Consider the following 18566-nt stretch of genomic DNA (forward strand, 5'->3'; position numbering starts at 1 on the left):
GGTTTTACCCCTACGATCAGGCCGTATTCATTATCCCCCAACATGGTATTGAATACCATGAAAGCCTTCGGTCAGCTTTGCATACCTATCGCTTCGACGAGTTCGTCCTTCCCCGCCACACCTGTTTTGCGGTATAAATTTCGGATATGCGTCTTCACCGTGTCGCCCGACACGTACAGCTCGTGCGCGATCTCGGAACGCGTGCGCCCCTTCAGCAGAAGCGCCAGGACCTCCTCCTCGCGCCGCGTCAGATCGAACGTCCGCGCCGCCCGCGCGCATCGGGACTCGACCGAATCCTCCCCCTCCCGATACCGATCGACGAGCGCACGCAGCTCGGCCATGCGCGCGAGTTCGGCAGCCTCGCCCGCGCGCCATGATCGCAGGAGGAGCCGACCTGCGGCCAACGCCGCGACGCAGAGCGCGCTCGCGTAGAGCGCGGCGATCTCGTTGCCGTACGCCTCGGTGAAGGCGAGGCACCCGATGACGGAAGCGGCGAACGCAAGCACCCAGAACACGGCGAGCCTCACGTCGGCACGCGAGGCGCGCTCCAAGAACGATGCGCGCGCGATCTGCATGCAGCAGGCGACGAACAAAACGGCCGTCGCGGCTACGACGATGCCGGTCAACATGCCTTCGGGAAGCATGGCACCCCGCTTTCATCTTCGATCTACTTGTTTGAGACGATGGTACCACAGGCGGCTCGAACCGACGCGCGCTAATCGGCGTTCGTGCAGGTCGAACGACCAGGGTGAATTAATTCACCGTAGGCATGCGCAGCGAGCGGTGGTAGATTCGACCCCACGGGAGCAACCGTCTGCCGAGCCTGCCGAAGGAGGAACGCCGTGCGAGCCAAGCCCCTTCGTCCTTCGATCATCCAGCGCGGCGTCGGCGCCGCCTTCCTGGCCCCGAGCCTCATCGGCCTCGCGATCTTCTTCGTAGCGCCCTTCGTCGACGTAGCGCGCCGATCGTTCACGAACACCTCGGGAGAGCGGTTCGTCGGCCTGGACAACTACGCCACCGTGCTCGGCAACGACGCGTTCGCGCTCGCGGCGGCCAACACGGCACGCTTCATGCTCGTATGTATACCCCTGCTCCTCGCGCTTTCGCTGGCGATCGCCGTCGCCCTGCGCAAAGCGACACCGTTTCGCCGCTTCATGAAGGCATCGCTGCTCGTCCCGCTGGCCATTCCCGCATTCACCGCCGCGCTGCTGATCGACGTGTTCTTCAACGCCGAGGGCATCGTGAACGGCATGCTGTCCGCCCTGGGAGGCGAGCCCGCGGCGTGGCTTTCCGGCGACGCAGCGCTTTTCGTTCTGGTGGCGGACTACGTCTGGCGCAACCTGGGCTATTGCGTGATTCTGTGGCTTGCGGCGCTGTCGGGCATACCGGCGAGCCTCTACGAGGCGGCGCGCATCGATGGCGCCGGCGCCTTGCTCACGGCGCGGCGCATCACGCTGCCGCTCGTGGCGCCCTCGTGCTTCGTCGTGGCCACGCTCGCGGTGATCAACGCGTTCAAGGTGTACCGCGAAGCGTACCTCGTGGCGGGAAGCTATCCGCCCGAGAGCATCTACCTCGTGGGACACGTGTTCAACAACTGGTTCGCCAGCCTGTCGGTGGGCAAGCTGGCGGCGGGCGGCGTGCTGCTGAGCCTCGTGCTGCTGGCGGTGGTGGGCCTGCTGTTTCGCGCGTGGGGCAAGCAGGGAGGCGGGCGGCGATGACGGCGCGCTCGCGGCTCGTCCCGCTGGCGCTGGCCGTCGTCGGCTTCGTCGTCTGCTTTCCCCTTGCCGTCCTGATCGTCGGCTCCTTCATGGGCAACGAGGAGCTCGCTTCGACGCTGGGCGGCGTTGTCGCGCCCGGTGCCGGATTCGCGAATGCGCCGCTGGTTCCGAGCCGCCCGACGCTCGCATCCTACGTCGCGGTGCTCGTCGACACGCCCGCCTACCATGTGCTCGTTCAGAATTCGGCGATCATCGTCGTGGACGTGCTGGCGGGCCAGGCGGTGTTCGCCACGCCGGCGGCATGGGCGCTCACGCGCTTCGACTTTCCCGGCAAGCGCGCGGTGTTCTTCCTGTACGTACTGCTCATGATGCTGCCGTTCCAGGTGGTCATGCTGCCGAACTACCTCGTGCTGAACGCGCTCGGCATCAACGACACTCTGCTCTCCGTCGTGCTGCCCGGAGCGTTCAGCGCGTTTCCCGTGTTTATCATGCACCACTTCTTCGCGAGCGTTCCCGACAGCCTCGTGGATGCGGCGCGCCTGGACGGCGCGGGCGAATGGCGGGTGTTCTGGAGCATCGGGCTTCCCTTGGGCGCGCCGGGCGTGTTCGCGGCGCTCGTCCTGGGTTTCTTCGAATATTGGAATGCAGTGGAGCAGCCGCTCGCGTTCCTCAAGAATCAAGCGCTGTGGCCGTTGTCGCTGTTCCAGCCCGCCCTGAGCGCGGAAACCGTCGGCACGCTGTTCGCGGCCGCGGTGGTGGCGGCCGTGCCCGCCGTGCTCGTGTTCCTCATGGGCAAGGACTACCTGGAACAGGGCATCGCCGCGACCACGGGAAAGGATCGGTAGATGAGAAGGAAGGCAGCTCTCGCCCTGTTCGCGTTCGCCGTTGCGATGGCGTGCTTCGCCATGCTGGCTCGCGCCGTCGATGCGGCCGGCGTCGCGCAGGTGAAGACCGTCAACGTCGGCGCCCGCACGATAGCGCACAAGGTGCAGGCGCAAGGCGTCGTCGCGTTTCGCGGCGAGACCGCGGTGCTTACGGAAGCGGGGCAGGTGGTAAGCGCGCTGTTCGCGCGCGAAGGGGATAACGTGCAGGCCGGAGAGGCGCTGTTCGCCGTCGACGCCGGCGTGCTGGACGACGGGATCGAACGCGCGAGCGTAGCCGTGCGCAAGCTGGACATCGACATCGCGAGCATGCGGGACGCCGCTGCAGCGGCGGTTGCAACGGGTGCGAACGACGCGGGCAGCGGCGACGCAGCGGCGAGCGGGGCGGCGGCGGGCGCCTCCATCGAGTCGCTCGAGCTGGATCGGCGCCTGCAGCAAACGACGCTCGATCGGCTCGTCGCGCTTCGCGATGCCGGCGGCGAAGTGCTTGCTCCCCACAGCGGCACGGTCGCCTCCGTGCTCGCACCGGTCGGAAGCATGACGTCGACCGCCGCCGTGCTGACCCTGGCGAACCCCGCGATGGGGCTCGTCGTCGAAGCGACGGCGGCGGGAGGCGACATCGAGGATCTGGGGTCCGAGGCCGTGGGCACGGTGCGTTTCTCGGATGATCTCGTGCTGCAAGACGTCGTCTTCTCGATCGCGCGAGACGCCGACGGAGGGGCCCGCCTGAGCGCGAACGTGGATGCCGAAGGCGTGACTGCGGGCATGACCTGCGCCGTGACCGTCGACTTGTCCTCGAGCGAGTATGCGATCTGCCTCCCCCTCGAGGCGCTGCATCAGGAAGGGCCGTCGCGGTTCTCCGTGTACGTGGTGGAGGATCGGGAGGGTTTTCTGGGAACCGAGCAGGTGGCCCGATCGGTGAGCGTGACCGTGCTCGACACCGGGGATGGCTATGCCGCCCTGGCCGACGGCGCGCTCTCCGCCCGACAGCAGGCCATCGTCCGCTCGGACAAGGTGATCGCCGAAGGCGACAAGGTCAGGGCGCCCGATGCGTAGGCTCCGTCCGACAACACGTCCGCCGATCCTCGCATCCGCGCTGTTCGTCGCATCGCTTTTGCTGTTCGCCGCAGGCGCGGAAAGCCTGGTGCGCGTGCATGAGGCGTGCGCGCGCACGAGCACCTTCGAGCTGGGCGGCGATAGCGTTCCGCTCGACGCGGCAGAGGCGGCCCGGAGCGCGCTGGGAAGCTTCGTTGTGTGGTCGCAGGACGGCGGGCACGTCGCCGCGAACCCCGACCTCGCCGCAACGGTCGAGGTCGACGTCGTCTCCTACGAAGGCGACCTCGGACTGCTGCTACCCGATACCGCCTTCTTCCCCGCGGAGCCCGGCGCGTGCATCCTCAGCAGCGCCGCAAGCGTCTCCCTGTTTGGCCAGCCCGACGCGAGGGGGCTTGACGTGCTCATCGACGGCGTTCCTTACCGGGCGGTGGGTTCGCTGTCGAACGATGCGCCGCTGGCGGTGCGCGAAGGCGATGCCGAGCGTGCGTTCACGCGGCTCACCACGCTCGCGTTCGACGCCGACGGGTTTCCTGTGACCGACGATCTCGCAGCGTCCGCCCTGGGCTCGAGCGTCGAAACGCTCGACGTTCGCGGAGCCGAACTGCTTGCGTACGCTTGCCTGTTCGCGTACCCGCTCGCACTCGTGATCGCCCTCGTCTCGCCGTGTCGCCAGAGTGGGACGCGGCCGACCGCGCACTGGCTGCCGCGCCTCGCGTGCCTCGCAACCGCGGGCGCAGGAGCGCTGGGAGCGACGGCCGCGTTCGCATCCTCCCTGACGCGCTTCGGCAGCTTCTATCCTACGACCTGGTCGGACTTCTCCGCATGGCAGGAATCGTGGCGCAGCTGGACCGGGGGTCTCGCGTACCTCGCGTTCGCGCGGCAAACCGTATTCGACGAACCCGTGCTCATCGCCGCAACGGCGGCGGTGCTGCTCGGCCTATCCGCGCTCGCCGCGCTCGTGGCTGCGATGCTGCAACTCCGCGCGCACCCGGCGCTCACGCGGGCCAAACACGCACGAAAGCAGGTGGGATGAATGGCATTGCTGGAACTGGAGCACCTCGACAAGGCGTTCGACAAAGGAGCCGTGCATGCGGTGCGCGACTTCTCGCTCACCGTCGACCGGGGCGATTTCATGGTGCTGGTGGGGTCGTCGGGCTGCGGCAAGTCCACCATCCTGCGGCTGGTCGCCGGGCTGGAGTGGCCCGATGGCGGTCGCGTGGTCCTCGACGGGCGCGATGTCACGCGCCTGCGTCCGGCGGACCGCAACGTGGCCATGGTGTTCCAAGACTACGCGCTGTACCCCCACCTGAGCGCATTCGACAACATCGCGTTCCCCCTCAAAGCGCGCAAGATCCCGAAAGACGAGCGCGCTCGGCGGGTGGCGGCCGTCAGCGAAACGCTCGGCATCGATGATATCCTCGATCGCACGCCGTCGAAGCTCTCCGGCGGCCAGCAACAGCGCGTCGCCATCGGCCGCGCGCTCGTGCGCGACCCGGCGCTCTTCCTCATGGACGAGCCGCTGTCGAACCTCGACGCAAAGCTGCGCTCCCACATGCGCGGCGAGCTGGCACGGCTTCACCGCAGCACCGGCGCCACCATGCTGTACGTCACACACGACCAGACCGAGGCCATGACCCTCGCCACGAAGATCGTCGTAATGGATGCCGGCGAGGTGCAGCAGGTCGGAACGCCGGCCGAGCTCTACTTCGAGCCGCGCACCCTGTTCGTTGCCGGGTTCATCGGCTCCCCGGCCATGAGCTTCGTCCCCTGCCGCCTCGTTCGCGGATCGCTCCGCTTCGGCGACATCGAAGTCCCCCTCCCCGCGCGCGCCCGGTTTGTGGCGGCGCGCTACGAAGGACGCGAGCTGGTCTTGGGGGTGCGGCCCGAAAGCCTCTCGCTCGCTCGCGGCGGCGTGGGGCCTGCCGCGGACGCGACCGTGCTTGCCGGACGGTTCCAGCGCGGGGAGATCGCCGGAGCGGACGCCTACCTGTCAATCGAGGTGGCCGGGTACCCGCTTGTCGTCAAGGCCGACGTACGGCAGTTCGGGCGTTATCGGCCGGGAGACGCCGTCAACGCGAGCCTGCGCGCCGACGGCGTCTTCCTGTTCGACCCCGCGACCGAGGAGAATGTGCTGGTGCGGCGGTAGCGCTATTGCGCCTGGTACAGCTTGAGCTTCTGCAACGCGTTGCCCACCGCGTCGTCGGGCGAGACGGTGCCGCGGCAGCACGCTTCCAGCTCGGCCGCGATCACGTCGGTCACCACCTTGTCGGGCACGCTGGCCGCCGTGGCGCTTTCCACCATGCGATGGTACGCGGCGATCTCGTCGTCGGCGAGCGCGCCGCGCTCGTAGTTCGTCATGCCGCCTTCGGCGTTCATGGAGCCCATGCTGTAGCCGCCGAGCGCTTGCGCGGCTTCCTCGAAGACGCTCTTGCACACGGGCAGCCCGAGGTCGCGGCCACCCGCTTGCTGGGCTTTTTCCAGCAGGAAGGCGACCAAGTCCCGCGCGGCGTCGGCGTTCTGGCTGCCGGCGCTGACGCCCACCACGGTGCGGGGCTCGAACGTCCGCGCGCCGCCGAAGGCAAGCGGCACAATGGCGCACGGGTAGTCCGCGTTCGCCACGGCGATGCCCGCCATGCCGTAATCGTTCGCGTCGACCAGCGACCCGAAGGCGATGCGGCCATAGCCGTCGAGCAACCCCATGACTCCGCCGCCCAGCCCATACGCGTCGCCGTCGAAATTCCTGAACAGATCGCCGATAAAGTCGTACGAGGGATCGCCGCCCTCTCCCACATTCGCCTCGGAGATCGCCACCAGCCGCTGCATGCTGCGGAAGAACGCCGCGAGCGCGACGGCGTCGACGCTACCGTCCTCGTCCACGATGACGGGATAGGACGCCGTGTACAGCGCCGCCAACGACAACGACCCGAGCTGCGCGCGCGTTTCGTCGCTTCGATCCAGGTAGGCGGTCAAATCCTCGAGGGAGCCCGCATGTCCCAGCACCTCTTCGTCGCCCACTGCCGACGGCAGCGCGAATCGCGTAGGCACGGCGAAGCAGCCGTCATCGCTCGAAAACGCCGTGAGGACGTTCTCGTAATAGGATTCGCGCGAAAGCGCCGCCTGCACGTCGTCTTCGAGATCGAGCAGCATCCCTTGCTCGACGAGGTCCTTCATCGGCAGCCCATCGAGCACGAGCACGTCGGGGCCCGTTCCCGCCAGCAGATCGGCGTTGAGCGCCCGGATGGCGTCGTCTGCGGTGAGCCCCGACCCGGCCGGGATGCCCACCTGAAGCTCCACCGCAGTTTCGGGGTGGTCGTCGCGGAAGGCGACCACCGCCTGCTGCACGTCGGCGTCGTCTTCGAGCGTGTACACCGTCAGCTCCGCCGTCTGCTCGCGCTCGCCCTCGAAGTAGCGGTACACGGCGCCCTCGCTCGACATGCGATCCCGATACTGGATGACGAGGCTGCCGTCGGGCAGCAGGAGCAAGCCGGCTGGCTGCTCGGTGGAGTTCTCCAAATGCGTGCCCGCCCCGTCCAGCACGCACTCCGCCGCGCCGTCGGCGCACCGGAAGACGGCGCCCTTCGCGCACGCGTACAGCGCGTCGGAGCCGCTTGCCAGCACGGGTGGCGCGCCGGGGTCGAATCCGTCCGAAGCAGGGAGCAGCTGGTCGAATGCGGCGCGCAGGGAGTGGTCGACGTCGACTTTCGCTCCCGTTCGCGCCTCGAACGCCACGATGTCGTTTTCCATCTGCATGCCGTTGCTGCGCGTGACGACGACGTACAGCGTCTCCCCATGCACGGCGAAATCGGAGGCGAACTCGCCTTCGGCAAGCTCGTACTCCACGGCTTCGCCGCCTGCGGCGTCGTAGCGCACCAAGCCGCCCTTCGTACGCGTGATGCTGCCCGACTGCGAGACGATCACCGAGCCGGCGTCGTCGACGCGGAACTTGAACACATCGGAGCCGATCGGAAGCGACGAGCGGGAGAACGAGCCGTCGCGATCGACCGCGTAGCATGCCGGGTTCGACCCGCCGGACGACGACGCGATACACAGCAGCGTCCCCTGCGGCGTCAAGGCGGCCGTACTCAAATAGCGGTTCTCGCCGAGCGATTCCATGAGGCCGTCGGCATCGAACGCCTCCTCCCACGTGCCGTCGTCCGCCTGCGCGAACACGGCCACGTGCGAGCGCCCGACATCGGTAGCCGCGACGAACAGTCCGCCCTCCTCCGTGAGCCGCATGTCGAGGATCTCGTTCATCCCCGCGGACAGCCGAACCTTCTCCTCGTAATGGGGAACGTCCATCGCCGAGACGGCCGCCGTGCCGCTCGACGGCGTCGTCCCCGTGCCCCGCGCACCGCCGGACGGCGCGCAGCCCGCCAGGCACAGCACGGTCGCCAAGATCAGCGCCGTAAGGTTCCGCACCATAAAAGCCTCCTTCATGCGAGGTCGGGCGCTTGCAGCGGCGCCCGTTGCCCGGAGTGTAGCAGCCTCCCGCTTCGCTCCCGCGAAGAATACCGGCCTGTGGTAGGGTGAAATAAATCACCGTTGCCGCCTGACGTGGCACGATGCTAGGATCGACCCAAACGAGCGAAGGAGGGGAGACGATGCAGATGAACCGCAGCAAACGTGCGATGGTCGGCGCCGTCTGCCTGATCGCCATCGCGCTCGTCATGGGCTGGTTCGTGGGGCGCTACATCCCGGGGACGCCGCACGAGCCCGAGCCCCGCATCGGCGATGGGCTCTATTCCGAAACCGGGTACGCTGCAAGCAAGATCATGGACCTCGCGCCCGGCTCCACGCTGAAAGCCCGCGGCATCACGCAGGGAAAAGCCTACAACGGCAGGCCGGAAGAGATAGTGCAGGCGATACCGCCTGAGATAGAGGAAGCCTGGAAAGAAGCGGGCGAGTGGGAATACGACGCTCCGGACTTCGACCTGTCCGTGAGCCAGATCAAGGTGATCTCGGCCAAGAGCTTCGCCGACTGGTATCCCGAGTACGCCGGAACCGACTACCCCGCCTACGACAGCAGCAAGCTCGTCGCGGCCACCGTCCTGGTCACCAACGTCTCGTCCGAGGCGATCGACCTACAGCGCGATTTCCCCATGCATAATTTCTCCCTATGGGGCGAGAACCTCGACTACATCGACGACAGCCTCGGCGCGGGCGCGCGCCTGGACGACGCGTACTACTTCGCGAACGAGATCTACAGGTCGGGACAAGACGCAGTCGAACCCGGCGAATCGGTCGAGATCATCCTGCCGTTCAAGGTCAACAAGAACGCCCTCAAGGACCAGAACGCGTTCGACAACCTCGACCCGTCCGACTTCTGCCTGCAACTGGTTGATTTCGACTCCGGCACCGCCTATCGCCTGTGGTTGTAACCCTTTTCAGGTACACATCTTCGCTCCCAAAACACGCCACAGCAGCTGTGGCGTGTTTTGGGAGCGAAGATGTTCTTTACGCACTTCCAGCCACACCGCGCTGAGCCATCTCTTCGCGCCATGAGACAATAGGAGACCTGACCCAACCGGGCACCGAGGGCGGTGGCACGATGCCGAAAACCAACGACAAGGAAATGGCCTCCCTCTTCTCGCGCTCCGAGAAGAGATCGACGTGCGTCGTGCCGCCGAACGCGCGCGTTCGCGAAAGCCTGCGTCGCCAAGTGGAGCAAGGGAAGGCCGTCCGCCCGGCAAAGGGAATCTATGCACGGTCGTCGTACTGGTGCTCGCTGCCGAAGCACCAACAGGCACTCCACCTTATGAGGGCGCTGCAAGAGCTGCATCCCAACTGGGTCTTCTGCCACGAATCGGCTGCGCTCGCGTTCGGGCTTCCTATCTCGCTGGATCGCGCGGATACGATCCACGTGGTCACTTCGCGCGCGAATCGTAACGCGTCGTGCGGCGCAATCAGCTGGCACATCGTGGACAACGACAAACCTGTAACGGTACACGGCCTCCGCGTCACATCGCTCGCACGTACCGCATACGACTGTATGCGTACGTCGGATTTCAAATATGCGCTGGCCGCGGCAGACGGCGCACTGCGCCTCACGGGAGAACGGCCGAGCTCGTTCGTATCCCGTTTCAAGCGTATGAACAAGGGGCATGCTGGGGTTCGCCACGCCCTCAGGACGATGTACTACGCCGATGCACGCAGCGAAAGCGCCGGGGAGTCCTTCGCACGGGCAACCATGATCGAGCTGGGATTCGCGCTGCCGCAGCTTCAGGTCGAGCTTCCTCAGCCCCTCAATCGGGGGCATGCGTATCGCGTCGATTTCCTCTGGACGCGGTTGGACGGCAGCAAGGTCATCGGAGAGTTCGACGGAATGCAGAAATACGAGGACGCCGCGCTGCGCAAAGGGAGATCTTCGCTACGAGTTCTCGCCGACGAACAGCATCGAGAATCCCGGCTCACACTGTACGGCATGCCGATCATGCGATTCTCCTACAGAGACGTGATGGAGCCGAACACCTTCGAGACTCTGCTCAGGCGTTACGGCATCCCGCAAAGCCACGAGGTTGCACGAAAGGAGCGCCGACTTGCACGTTCGAAATCGCTTGAAGCGCTGATGTTCACCGTCGAGTCGCTCGCCGATCCGACGAGCGACCTCGCGATCACGTCCCCATCGGAGGCCGATCTTCGCTCCTAAAACACGCCACAGCCGCTGTGGCGTGTTTTAGGAGCGAAGATCCGACCGGAGACACCTTGTCGACCGACAGCGTCGAACGTCGCCTCTTAGAAGAACACCTTGGCGGCGTGCTCGTAGAAGCCTTCGCGCTGGTAGCGTAGCAGCGTGGTGGGGGCGGTGCCGCGGGCGACGTAGATGCGCTTCACCGGCGCGTCGAATGTGAGCAGCTCGCCGTCGGCGAACAGGGTGGCCTCGCGAGGGTCGCGGTTGAGCGACAGGTCCATCTCCACCACGTCGTTGGCCGCCGTCACGATGGCACGCGAGTGCAGCGTGTGGGGCGCCAGCGGGACGGCCACCAACCCGTTGAAGCCGGGCGCCACGAGCGGCCCGCCCGCCGACAGCGCGTAGGCCGTCGAGCCGGTGGCCGTGGCCACCACCAGGCCGTCGCCGCGCATGTCGGCGATGTGGTCGCCCGAGATGCTCAAGCCGAAGTCGATGATGCGGCCGTTCGCGCCGCGCGTCACGGCCAGCTCGTTGAGCGCGAAGAACGTGCGGGCAGGATCGTCGAAGTCGGGCACGGCCGCATCGCTGTCGTCGTCCCACGGGTCGACCTCGCCCTCGCACACCACGTCGATGCGCAGGTTCGTGCGCTGCTCGGCCACCACGTCGCCGGCCAGCGCGGACGACACGATGGCGATCACGCCGTCGTCGCTCGAATTCGCCAGAAAACCCAGCCGCCCGAAGTTGATGCCGAGGATAGGCACGCCCGACGTGCCGATCTGGCGCGCCGTGCGCAGGATGGTTCCGTCGCCGCCGAGCACCACCGTCATCGCGACGCCCGCCGCCAGCGCCGCGTTCACGCCTTCATGGTCGCAGCGGCACGAGAGATCGGACGAATCGACCAGCGTATACTCGAGGCCCTGCGTCGCAAGGTACGTCGCGAGCAGCAGCGATGCGTCCACCGCTTGCGAGTTGGAATTATTGCGTACGATGAGGATGTGCATGAAGGTCTTCTTTCCGGGTTTGCTATGATGGGGCCATTATATCCGAAGCATGAGGAAGCGTCCGTCCATGTCCGACAAGCTCGCACGAGCTCAACACACGCGCGTTGCCGAACCGGCACCGGAGCAGCCCGCCGCGCCTCAGCGCCCCCAACGCACCCACGCGCGCGCTGCCGACCCGGGCTCCACGTCGGAAATCAGAGTAGGCGGCCGCCACGCCGGCCTCGACCGCACCGCCATCGCGGCGGCCGTGGCCCAGCAGGTGGTACCCAAGCCGCAGCCGCGGCTCGACCCCACCAGCGCGAAAGCCCGCCTGCGCGCGGCCGCGCCGGGGGAAACCTCCGAGATCCACATCGGCGGCCGCCACGCCGGCCCCGATCGCACCCGCGACCCCTTCGAGCCCTCGACGCCCGACCCGCGCGAGCGCGAGCGCGCACGCGTCGCCCCGGCGATGCCCAGCTCGCGCGCCGAGCGCGCCGCGTTCCCCGGATCGACCTCGGAGCTGCCCATCATCAGCAAGCACGCCGGCGCCGACCGCACGCTCGCCCGCGTCGAGCAGCCCGAGCCCGAGGATGCCACGTCCGCCGTCGGATCGTCGGCCGCGCTCATGAGCATATGCACCATGCTCTCGCGCATCACCGGCTTCGCCCGCACCTGGGTCATGGCCTTCGCGCTGGGATCCACCCTGCTGTCGAGCTCCTACCAGGTGGCGAACAACCTGCCGAACCAGCTGTACGAGCTGGTGGTGGGCGGCATGCTGGTCACGGCATTCCTTCCGGTATATATGTCGGTGAAGAAGAAGCTCGGGCGCGACGCCTCCAACCGCTACGCGTCGAACCTGCTCACCATCGTGGTGCTGTTCCTCGGCGTGGTGTCGGCGCTGTGCATGGCCTTCCCCAGCGTGGCCATCTACACGCAAAGCTTCTACTCCGACCAGAACGAGATGGCCCAGTCGGTGTTCTTCTTCCAGTTCTTCGCGATACAGATCGTGATGTACGGTGCCACCGCTATCGTATCGGGCCTGCTCAACGCCAATCGCGACTACCTCTGGTCGTCCATCGCGCCCGTGGCGAACAACGTCATCGTCATCACAACCTTCGTGCTGTACGCCATCGTGGCGCCGCAGAACCAGGAGTTCGCGCTGTACATCATCGCGTTCGGCAACCCGCTGGGCGTGTTCGTGCAGCTGGCCATCCAGCTGCCGGCGCTCAAGAAGAACGGCATCCGCGTGCGCCCGCGCATCGACCTGCGCGACCCTTCGCTGCGCGAGACGGTGGCCATCGGCGTGCCGGCCGTGTTCGTCATGCTGTGCTCGCTCATCGTGGTGTCGGTGCAAAACGCGGCATCGTACGGCTTCGCCGACAACGGTCCGTCCATCCTGCTGTACGCGCGCCAGTGGTTCACGCTCCCCTACGCGTTCTTGGCGGTGCCCATCACCACCGCCATGTTCACCGAGCTCGCCGACATGCAGGCCGAAGGCGACGCGGAGGGGGTGAAGCGCGGCATCGTCGGCGGCACGAACCAGATCCTGTTCTTCATGATCCCCTTCGCGCTGTACCTCATGGTGTTCTCGTTGCCGCTGGTCACCCTCTACCACGCCGGGGCCTTCACAATGGAGAACGTCTCGTCCATCGCCACGTACATGTCCGTGCTCGCGTTCGCGCTGCCTGTGTACGGCGTGAACACGTACCTGCAGAAGATATTCTCGAGCCTGAGGAAAATGGGCGTCTTCGCCGTGTTCAACTTCGTGGCCGGCGCGGCGCAGATCGCACTCACCATGTACGGCGCGTCGAACGTGGGGCGTTTCCCCATCGAGGTCATCGCGGTAGCCGAAGTGCTGTTCTACGTGGTGGCCGACGTGTGCCTGTTCGTCTACCTGCGGCGCCGCCTGGGACCGTTCGGCTTGCGCTCGGTGGCGAAGGCATGCCTGGGCGGCCTCGTGTTCGGTGGCCTGGGCGCGGCGGCAGGCGGCGGCGTGCTGTTCGCGCTGCAGACATTCGTAGCCCCGCTGTCGGGCTCGATCCCGCAGGCGCTCGCCTACGTGCTGGTCGGCGGCATCGTGGCGCTCGTGGTGACGTTCGGCCTGTCCATCAAGCTGCACGTGCCCGAGGCGGCCTTCGTCAGCTCCATCGCAAACAAGGTGAAGGGCAAGCTAGGTCGCGGGTAGCGTCAGCGCCTGTCGCAAAACGGGCGCGAGCAAGCACGCAAGCGAGCACAGGGGAGGTGCCGTGGAGCTGCATCAGTTGAGATACATGTCGGCGGTGGCGCATTGCGGGAGCGTGGCAAGGGCCGCAGAGGAGCTGTTCGTCTCCAAGCAGGCCGTTTCCAAGGCGATCCGCGCGCTCGAGCACGAAGCGGGCTTCGAGCTGTTCGACCGCGGCGAGCGCATGCACCCCACCGACGAAGGCCTGCAGTTCCTCGCGCACGCCGACGCAGTGCTGCGCAAGCTCGACGAGATCGACCGATTCGTCCAAGAGCGCAAGACGGGCGACAAGGCCCAAGAATCGCTCGCCGTCGCATTCAAGTCGTTCCCGCTCGACTATCTGTTCTTCAACGGCGGGCACGAGACGGTGGCGCTCGTCAACGAGTTCGCCGCCCGGACGCCCGGCTGCGCCGTCTCGACGTTCAAGATGTCCGACACCGCCATCCTGAACGCCCTCGAGGAGGAGGTCATCGACCTCGGCTTCGTCCACGGCGCGTACAAGCGCCCGGGCATCAAGCTGCTCGCTCTCGGCCCCGTGGAAACGCGGGCGATCACGCTGCGCGGCAACCTGCTGTGCGAGCGCGCGCCCCTCGCGATAGCCGACCTCGAAGGGGTCCCTATCAGGAGCCCCTTCGATTTCGACCTGTTCACCACCGGCTTCGTGGCGGCCTGCCACGCCCGCGGCTTCAACCCGCTGTTTTGCGAGGTGCCGCTCAACGACGACGCCATCGACGCGTTCTGCAGCGGCGGCGGGGTGCATCTGCAACCCTACGACCCCTGCATGGAGGAGGCCTACCCGCAGTCGGTCTTCATGCCGTTTTGCCCGAACGACCGGATCGACCTCCCCCTGTGCCTCGCCTACCGCGAGACGCTCGCGAAGCCGTTGGCGCTCAAGCTGGTCAGCTTCATCCGCAACGGCGCGCGGCGCTGAGGCCGGGCGCGCGGCGCGAGGACGCGGGCGCGCCCGGCGCATCGGGCGCTAGGCGTCCAGCAGCGATTTCGCCGCGATCCACCCGGTGATCCAGCTCGTGCCTACGCCGCCGAACACCGTCGAGTTCCAGAAGCAGCCGTAGTTCGCCTCGCCGGACAGCCCGCCGGCCGTGGTCGCGTTCGCGTACAGACCGTCGATGAGCGTGCCGTCTTCGCGCATGACCTGCAGACGTTCGTCGGTGCGCAGGCCGCACATGGTCTTCGCCATCTGGCTGCCCACGATGGCGCCGTAGAACGGCGGATCCTGCACGGGATGCAGCCACGTCGGATCGTACGGCGTGGACATCTCCTCGTCGACGCCCTTCGCGCACAGCTCGTTGTACTCCTTCACGGCGCGCACCAGCACGTCGCGGTCGAGCAACAGCATATCGGCCAGCTCCTCGATGGTGTCGGCTTTCTTCACGGCGCCGCGCTCCACCGCCTCGTCCACCTCGGCCAGCCAATCCGCCGACACGAGGCCCTTCGTGTCGATGAGCGTGCTGGCGTCGGTGATGGGGATGCGGTTACGGTCGGTGCCCTCGTCGGTGAGCACGTTCTTCTCGAACACGGTGGTCGGGAAGTTCGAGTCGCAGATGGAGTACACGTGGTGCCCTACGGCCGACATCCACGCGGCGCAGTTGCTGAGGTCGCCCATCTGCCCGCCCGGGTTCGCAAACAGCTCCTGCGTGGCTGCGAAGTACGGCTGGCGGTTGCCGCGCTTGTCGATGATGAGCCACGGGTTGTGGAACAGCTGGCGCTCGCCGTGCCAGAAGTAGTGCCAGAACTGACCGTCGCCGCCCGCCGTCTCCTCGTCGATGGCTCCTTCCCAGCAGCTCCAGGAGTCGAAGCCGGAGAAATCGGCGCCCATGCCCAGACCCATGCGGAACGCCTCGCCCGTGTGCGACGGCATAGGGCCGCCCTGCACGGTGCCTTCGTAGGCGCTCGGCAGGTAGGCGCGGATGAGGTCGCGGTTCATGCCGAAGCCGCCCGCGCATAGGATGACGCCTTTCGATGCCTTGACGTAGCGCTCTTCGCCGTCCGTCCCCTTCGCGACGACGCCAACCACGCGGTCGCCGTCGGCGACGAGCTTCTCGCACTTCGTCGACAGGCGAATGTCGGCGCCCGCCGCCAGCGCGACGGCCTCCATGGCGTTCGTGGGGTTGTTCATGCCCAGCACGACGCTCTGCTTGCCGCTATGGACGTCGGCATCGTGCCAGATGGGGCCGAAGCACTCCATGTTCATGCCGTCCTGCTCCATGATCCAGTCGCACGCTGCGCCCGACATGAGCAGCTGGTTCATGAGGAACTTCTCGTCGATGGAGTACGCGTTCTGTTCCTCGTACATGCGAGTGAACGCCTTGGCATCGGGCGGGAACGCGGGCACGCCGAACTCGAGCGCGTTCTGGTCCTTCGAGCCGCCGAACACGTTGGCGAAGGTACAGGCGTGACGGCTCGCACCGCCCACCTGGCCCTCCTTCTCGATACCGATGACCTTGAGCCCCTGCTGCGCGAGAAACGCCGTGGCCACGATTCCGCCGCCGCCCACGCCGACGATGACCACGTCGGCCTCGTCGTCCCAGGAAGCCGGCGGCTCGACCGGCAGTATGGGCGCCGCGTCGGGCAGGTTGGCGTCGTGCACGCGCTCGACGAGCCGCGCGGTCACCTCGTCGGCAGGCGCGGCAGCGTCGGCCGCCTGCGCCTTCTTGGACGATGCCGGCGCGGCCGCGCATCCCGAGAGCGCCATCCCGCCTAGCGCGGCGACGCTGGCGGCCAGGCCGCCCTTGACGAACGTCCTGCGCGAGAAGCCGCCGTTCGCGTTCGCGTTGTCCGATTCCCCATGATTCGTTGATGTAGACGTATCCACGTGATCCCTCCGGTCACTCGAATGTATGCGATGCCCGAGCCGCACAAGGCCCGGCATCGTCGCTTGATGCCCCTCGAGGTGATGCTTCGTTCAACACGTGTTTCAGCGCTGTCAGCGTACCACGCCCCGCACGCAGCCCCCGTCATGCATGCATTGACGAGGGGGCAACTTCTCGTTGTCGGGGAGGGACGCAAAACGACCGCCCGAAGGCGGTCGTCGACAGGGCGAAATGCGCGCAATACGCGCGAAGAGGCCTTACGCCACCTTCGTCTTCGGCCTCAGCTGCTCGCTCGACTTCCCGAAGAACACCTCGTACCAGCACAGGAAGCAGTAGATGTTCCAGATGCGCATCATCTTGAGCTTGCCGCGGCCCTCCACCGTGGAGAAGTCGGCCGACTTGTGGTCGTCGAGCATCTGCACGAGGTAGTCCACGTTGAAGAATTCGTGCGCGGCCTCGCTCGTGAATGCCTCCTTGATGCGGTTGTAATAGAGGTCGGTCTGCAGCCACACGGTCAAAGGCGTGATGAACGGCTGCTTGGGCATGTTCGCCACCTTCTTCTGGAAGCCCAGCTTGCTCGCAGCCACGCGCAGCGCGTACTTCGCGTGGTCGTCGTCCACGCGGCAGGCCGTGGGCAGCTGCAGCGCCACGTCGAGCACCTTCTTGTCGAGGAACGGCACGCGCAGCTCAAGCGACTGCGACATGGACATCTTGTCGGCCTTGAGGCAGATGTCGAACGGCATGTAGCTGACCATGTCCACGTACTGCGTCTGCGTGATGATGTCGAGGTCCTGCTTGGCCGCCTCGTCGAAGTGCGGCTTGCACCACTCCCACGGCTTGCAGGGACCGTCGTAGTCCTTCAGCACGTTGGGAATCTCGTCCCACATGTAGTTCATGCTCGCGCGCTGATAGCTCTTCTCGGGGCCGCCCGAACCGCGCATCGCGAAGCGGCGCCCGTGGAAGGAGGGGAGCTTCTCGGCCACGGCGCCCGCGGCGGCGCGCAGAGGACGCGGCACCTTGAAGTACTTGTCGAACTCGAACTGGTCGTGGTAGATCCAGTAGCCGCCGAACAGCTCGTCGGCGCCCTCGCCCGACTGCACCACCTTCACCTGCTCGCGCGCCAGCTTGCTGACGAAGAACAGCGGGATGGCGCTCGGCGCGCCGAGCGGCTCGTCCATGTGATACTGCTCGGTGGGCACGATGTCGAGGAACTCCTGCGCGTCGACCTTCACCTGCCAGTTCGGCAGCTGCGCCCATTCGGCGAACGCCGTGGCGTCGTCCAACTCGTTCAGCTTGATGTCGAAGTCGGGCAGCGCATCGATCTCGGCCAGCTTGTCCTCGCAGCCGATGTCGTAGCCCACCGAGAACGTCTTGATGTCGGGAGCGTGCTGCCCCATGCAGTACGCGGCCAGCGAGCTGTCGATGCCGCCCGACAGGAAGCTGCCGATCTCCACGTCGGCGATCTCGTGCGCCGCCACCGATTCGTCGAACACGCGGTTGATCTCGTCGGCCCACTCGTCGAGCCCCTTGGACTCGTCGATCTTGTACGTGATGCGGTAGAAGCACTCGACGTTCAGCTCGCCGTTCTCGAACACCATGAAATGGCCGGGCAGCAGCTTGTGGACGTCCTTGAACATGGTCTGCGAGTCGTTCATGTACTCGAAGCACAGGTACTGCGGCAGCATCTCGCGGTTGAGCTCTTTGCGGAACGCCGGATGCGCCAGAAACGCCTTGATCTCGCTGCCGTAGATGAGGCGGTTGCCGTCGTGCTGGTAGTAGAACGGCTTGATGCCGAACAGGTCGCGCGCGCACACGAGGCGCTTCTTCGGCGCGTCCCAGATGGCGATGGCGAACATGCCGCGCAGCTTCTCGAACACGTCCGTGCCCCACGCCTCGTAGCCGTGGACGATGGTCTCGGTGTCGCCGTTCGTGACGAAGGCGTAGCCGAGCGCCTCGAGCTCGGCGCGCAGCTCCTGGAAGTTGTATATCTCGCCGTTAAACGTGACGGTTACGGTGCCGTCGGCGTTCTGCATGGGCTGGCGGGAGCCTTCGAGGTCGATGATGGACAGGCGGCGAAATCCCATCGCGATGTCGTCGTCCACGAAGAAGCCCTCGTCATCGGGCCCGCGGTGGGCGATGCGATCGGCCATGTCCTTGACAACCGCCTTGTTCGTTTCCCGGTCGAAATCGACCGCGGTGAATCCCACGAATCCGCACATGTGGTTGGTTCTCCTGTTCACGTGATGATGCT

At 66.4% G+C, this 18566-nt stretch carries 14 protein-coding genes; 9 read left to right on the top strand and 5 right to left on the bottom strand.

The window, feature by feature from the left end; all coding sequences use genetic code 11:
* Positions 1–71: 71 nt before the first annotated feature.
* A complete protein-coding gene (locus tag C1A15_RS13245; RefSeq protein WP_245865032.1) occupies positions 72–644 on the bottom strand; it encodes a helix-turn-helix transcriptional regulator in 573 nt (190 codons plus the stop codon).
* A 198-nt stretch (positions 645–842) separates the two neighbouring features.
* Between C1A15_RS13245 and C1A15_RS13250 the strand changes: the two genes are divergently transcribed.
* The 5 genes from C1A15_RS13250 to C1A15_RS13270 are packed head-to-tail and all read left to right on the top strand — an operon-like array spanning position 843 to position 5801.
* Complete coding sequence (locus C1A15_RS13250) at positions 843–1718, top strand: carbohydrate ABC transporter permease (RefSeq protein ID WP_101723001.1); 876 nt, start codon at positions 843–845, stop codon at positions 1716–1718.
* Positions 1715–2563 carry a carbohydrate ABC transporter permease gene (locus C1A15_RS13255; protein ID WP_101723002.1) on the top strand — a complete coding sequence of 283 codons (849 nt, stop codon included), beginning with the start codon at positions 1715–1717 and terminating at the stop codon, positions 2561–2563. Before C1A15_RS13250 ends, C1A15_RS13255 begins: the two co-directional genes overlap by 4 nt.
* On the top strand, positions 2564–3655 hold the full coding sequence (locus tag C1A15_RS13260) for an efflux RND transporter periplasmic adaptor subunit (protein ID WP_101723003.1): 1092 nt from the start codon (positions 2564–2566) through the stop codon (positions 3653–3655).
* Positions 3648–4688, top strand: coding sequence for a hypothetical protein (locus C1A15_RS13265; protein ID WP_101723004.1), 1041 nt, complete (start codon positions 3648–3650; stop codon positions 4686–4688). Before C1A15_RS13260 ends, C1A15_RS13265 begins: the two co-directional genes overlap by 8 nt.
* Entirely contained in the window at positions 4689–5801 is a 1113-nt protein-coding gene (locus C1A15_RS13270; RefSeq protein WP_101723005.1) for an ABC transporter ATP-binding protein, read from the top strand.
* Between the two features lie 2 nt (positions 5802–5803).
* Here C1A15_RS13270 and C1A15_RS13275 read toward each other — a convergent pair whose 3' ends face one another.
* A complete protein-coding gene (locus C1A15_RS13275) occupies positions 5804–8077 on the bottom strand; it encodes an extracellular solute-binding protein (protein ID WP_101723006.1) in 2274 nt (757 codons plus the stop codon).
* A gap of 179 nt (positions 8078–8256) precedes the next feature.
* Here C1A15_RS13275 and C1A15_RS13280 point away from each other — a divergent pair, with 179 nt between their 5' ends.
* A complete protein-coding gene (locus C1A15_RS13280; protein ID WP_101723007.1) occupies positions 8257–9033 on the top strand; it encodes a hypothetical protein in 777 nt (258 codons plus the stop codon).
* Positions 9034–9203: 170 nt separating this feature from the next.
* Positions 9204–10301: a hypothetical protein gene (locus tag C1A15_RS13285; RefSeq protein ID WP_101723008.1), complete on the top strand. Its 1098-nt coding sequence runs from the start codon at positions 9204–9206 to the stop codon at positions 10299–10301.
* 86 nt (positions 10302–10387) lie between these two features.
* Here the strand turns inward: C1A15_RS13285 and C1A15_RS13290 are convergent, their stop codons facing one another.
* Positions 10388–11284 carry an NAD(+)/NADH kinase gene (locus C1A15_RS13290; RefSeq protein WP_101723009.1) on the bottom strand — a complete coding sequence of 299 codons (897 nt, stop codon included), beginning with the start codon at positions 11282–11284 and terminating at the stop codon, positions 10388–10390.
* A 67-nt stretch (positions 11285–11351) separates the two neighbouring features.
* Here C1A15_RS13290 and murJ point away from each other — a divergent pair, with 67 nt between their 5' ends.
* Together murJ and C1A15_RS13300 are read left to right on the top strand one after the other, a co-directional pair.
* The gene (gene murJ, locus C1A15_RS13295; protein WP_101723010.1) at positions 11352–13448 is read left to right on the top strand and encodes a murein biosynthesis integral membrane protein MurJ; all 2097 of its coding nucleotides are present in this window, start codon (positions 11352–11354) and stop codon (positions 13446–13448) included.
* Between the two features lie 61 nt (positions 13449–13509).
* On the top strand, positions 13510–14415 hold the full coding sequence (locus C1A15_RS13300) for a LysR family transcriptional regulator (RefSeq protein WP_101723011.1): 906 nt from the start codon (positions 13510–13512) through the stop codon (positions 14413–14415).
* A 48-nt stretch (positions 14416–14463) separates the two neighbouring features.
* Here the strand turns inward: C1A15_RS13300 and C1A15_RS13305 are convergent, their stop codons facing one another.
* Together C1A15_RS13305 and asnB are read right to left on the bottom strand one after the other, a co-directional pair.
* Positions 14464–16317, bottom strand: coding sequence for an FAD-binding protein (locus tag C1A15_RS13305; protein WP_101723012.1), 1854 nt, complete (start codon positions 16315–16317; stop codon positions 14464–14466).
* A 255-nt stretch (positions 16318–16572) separates the two neighbouring features.
* Complete coding sequence (gene asnB / locus C1A15_RS13310) at positions 16573–18534, bottom strand: asparagine synthase (glutamine-hydrolyzing) (protein ID WP_101723013.1); 1962 nt, start codon at positions 18532–18534, stop codon at positions 16573–16575.
* Between the last annotated feature and the right edge of the window lie 32 nt (positions 18535–18566).

Origin of the sequence: Eggerthella timonensis (genome assembly GCF_900184265.1) — a bacterium.
GTDB classification, from domain to species: domain Bacteria; phylum Actinomycetota; class Coriobacteriia; order Coriobacteriales; family Eggerthellaceae; genus Eggerthella; species Eggerthella timonensis.

Bases quoted from the DNA above. Each gene is read 5' to 3' on its own strand.
- C1A15_RS13245 (WP_245865032.1), bottom strand. From the start codon at position 644: ATGCTTCCCGAAGGCATGTTGACCGGCATCGTCGTAGCCGCGACGGCC.
- C1A15_RS13255 (WP_101723002.1), top strand. From the start codon at position 1,715: ATGACGGCGCGCTCGCGGCTCGTCCCGCTGGCGCTGGCCGTCGTCGGC.
- C1A15_RS13260 (WP_101723003.1), top strand. From the start codon at position 2,564: ATGAGAAGGAAGGCAGCTCTCGCCCTGTTCGCGTTCGCCGTTGCGATG.
- C1A15_RS13265 (WP_101723004.1), top strand. From the start codon at position 3,648: ATGCGTAGGCTCCGTCCGACAACACGTCCGCCGATCCTCGCATCCGCG.
- C1A15_RS13270 (WP_101723005.1), top strand. From the start codon at position 4,689: ATGGCATTGCTGGAACTGGAGCACCTCGACAAGGCGTTCGACAAAGGA.
- C1A15_RS13275 (WP_101723006.1), bottom strand. From the start codon at position 8,077: ATGGTGCGGAACCTTACGGCGCTGATCTTGGCGACCGTGCTGTGCCTG.
- C1A15_RS13280 (WP_101723007.1), top strand. From the start codon at position 8,257: ATGCAGATGAACCGCAGCAAACGTGCGATGGTCGGCGCCGTCTGCCTG.
- C1A15_RS13285 (WP_101723008.1), top strand. From the start codon at position 9,204: ATGCCGAAAACCAACGACAAGGAAATGGCCTCCCTCTTCTCGCGCTCC.
- C1A15_RS13290 (WP_101723009.1), bottom strand. From the start codon at position 11,284: ATGCACATCCTCATCGTACGCAATAATTCCAACTCGCAAGCGGTGGAC.
- murJ (WP_101723010.1), top strand. From the start codon at position 11,352: ATGTCCGACAAGCTCGCACGAGCTCAACACACGCGCGTTGCCGAACCG.
- asnB (WP_101723013.1), bottom strand. From the start codon at position 18,534: ATGTGCGGATTCGTGGGATTCACCGCGGTCGATTTCGACCGGGAAACG.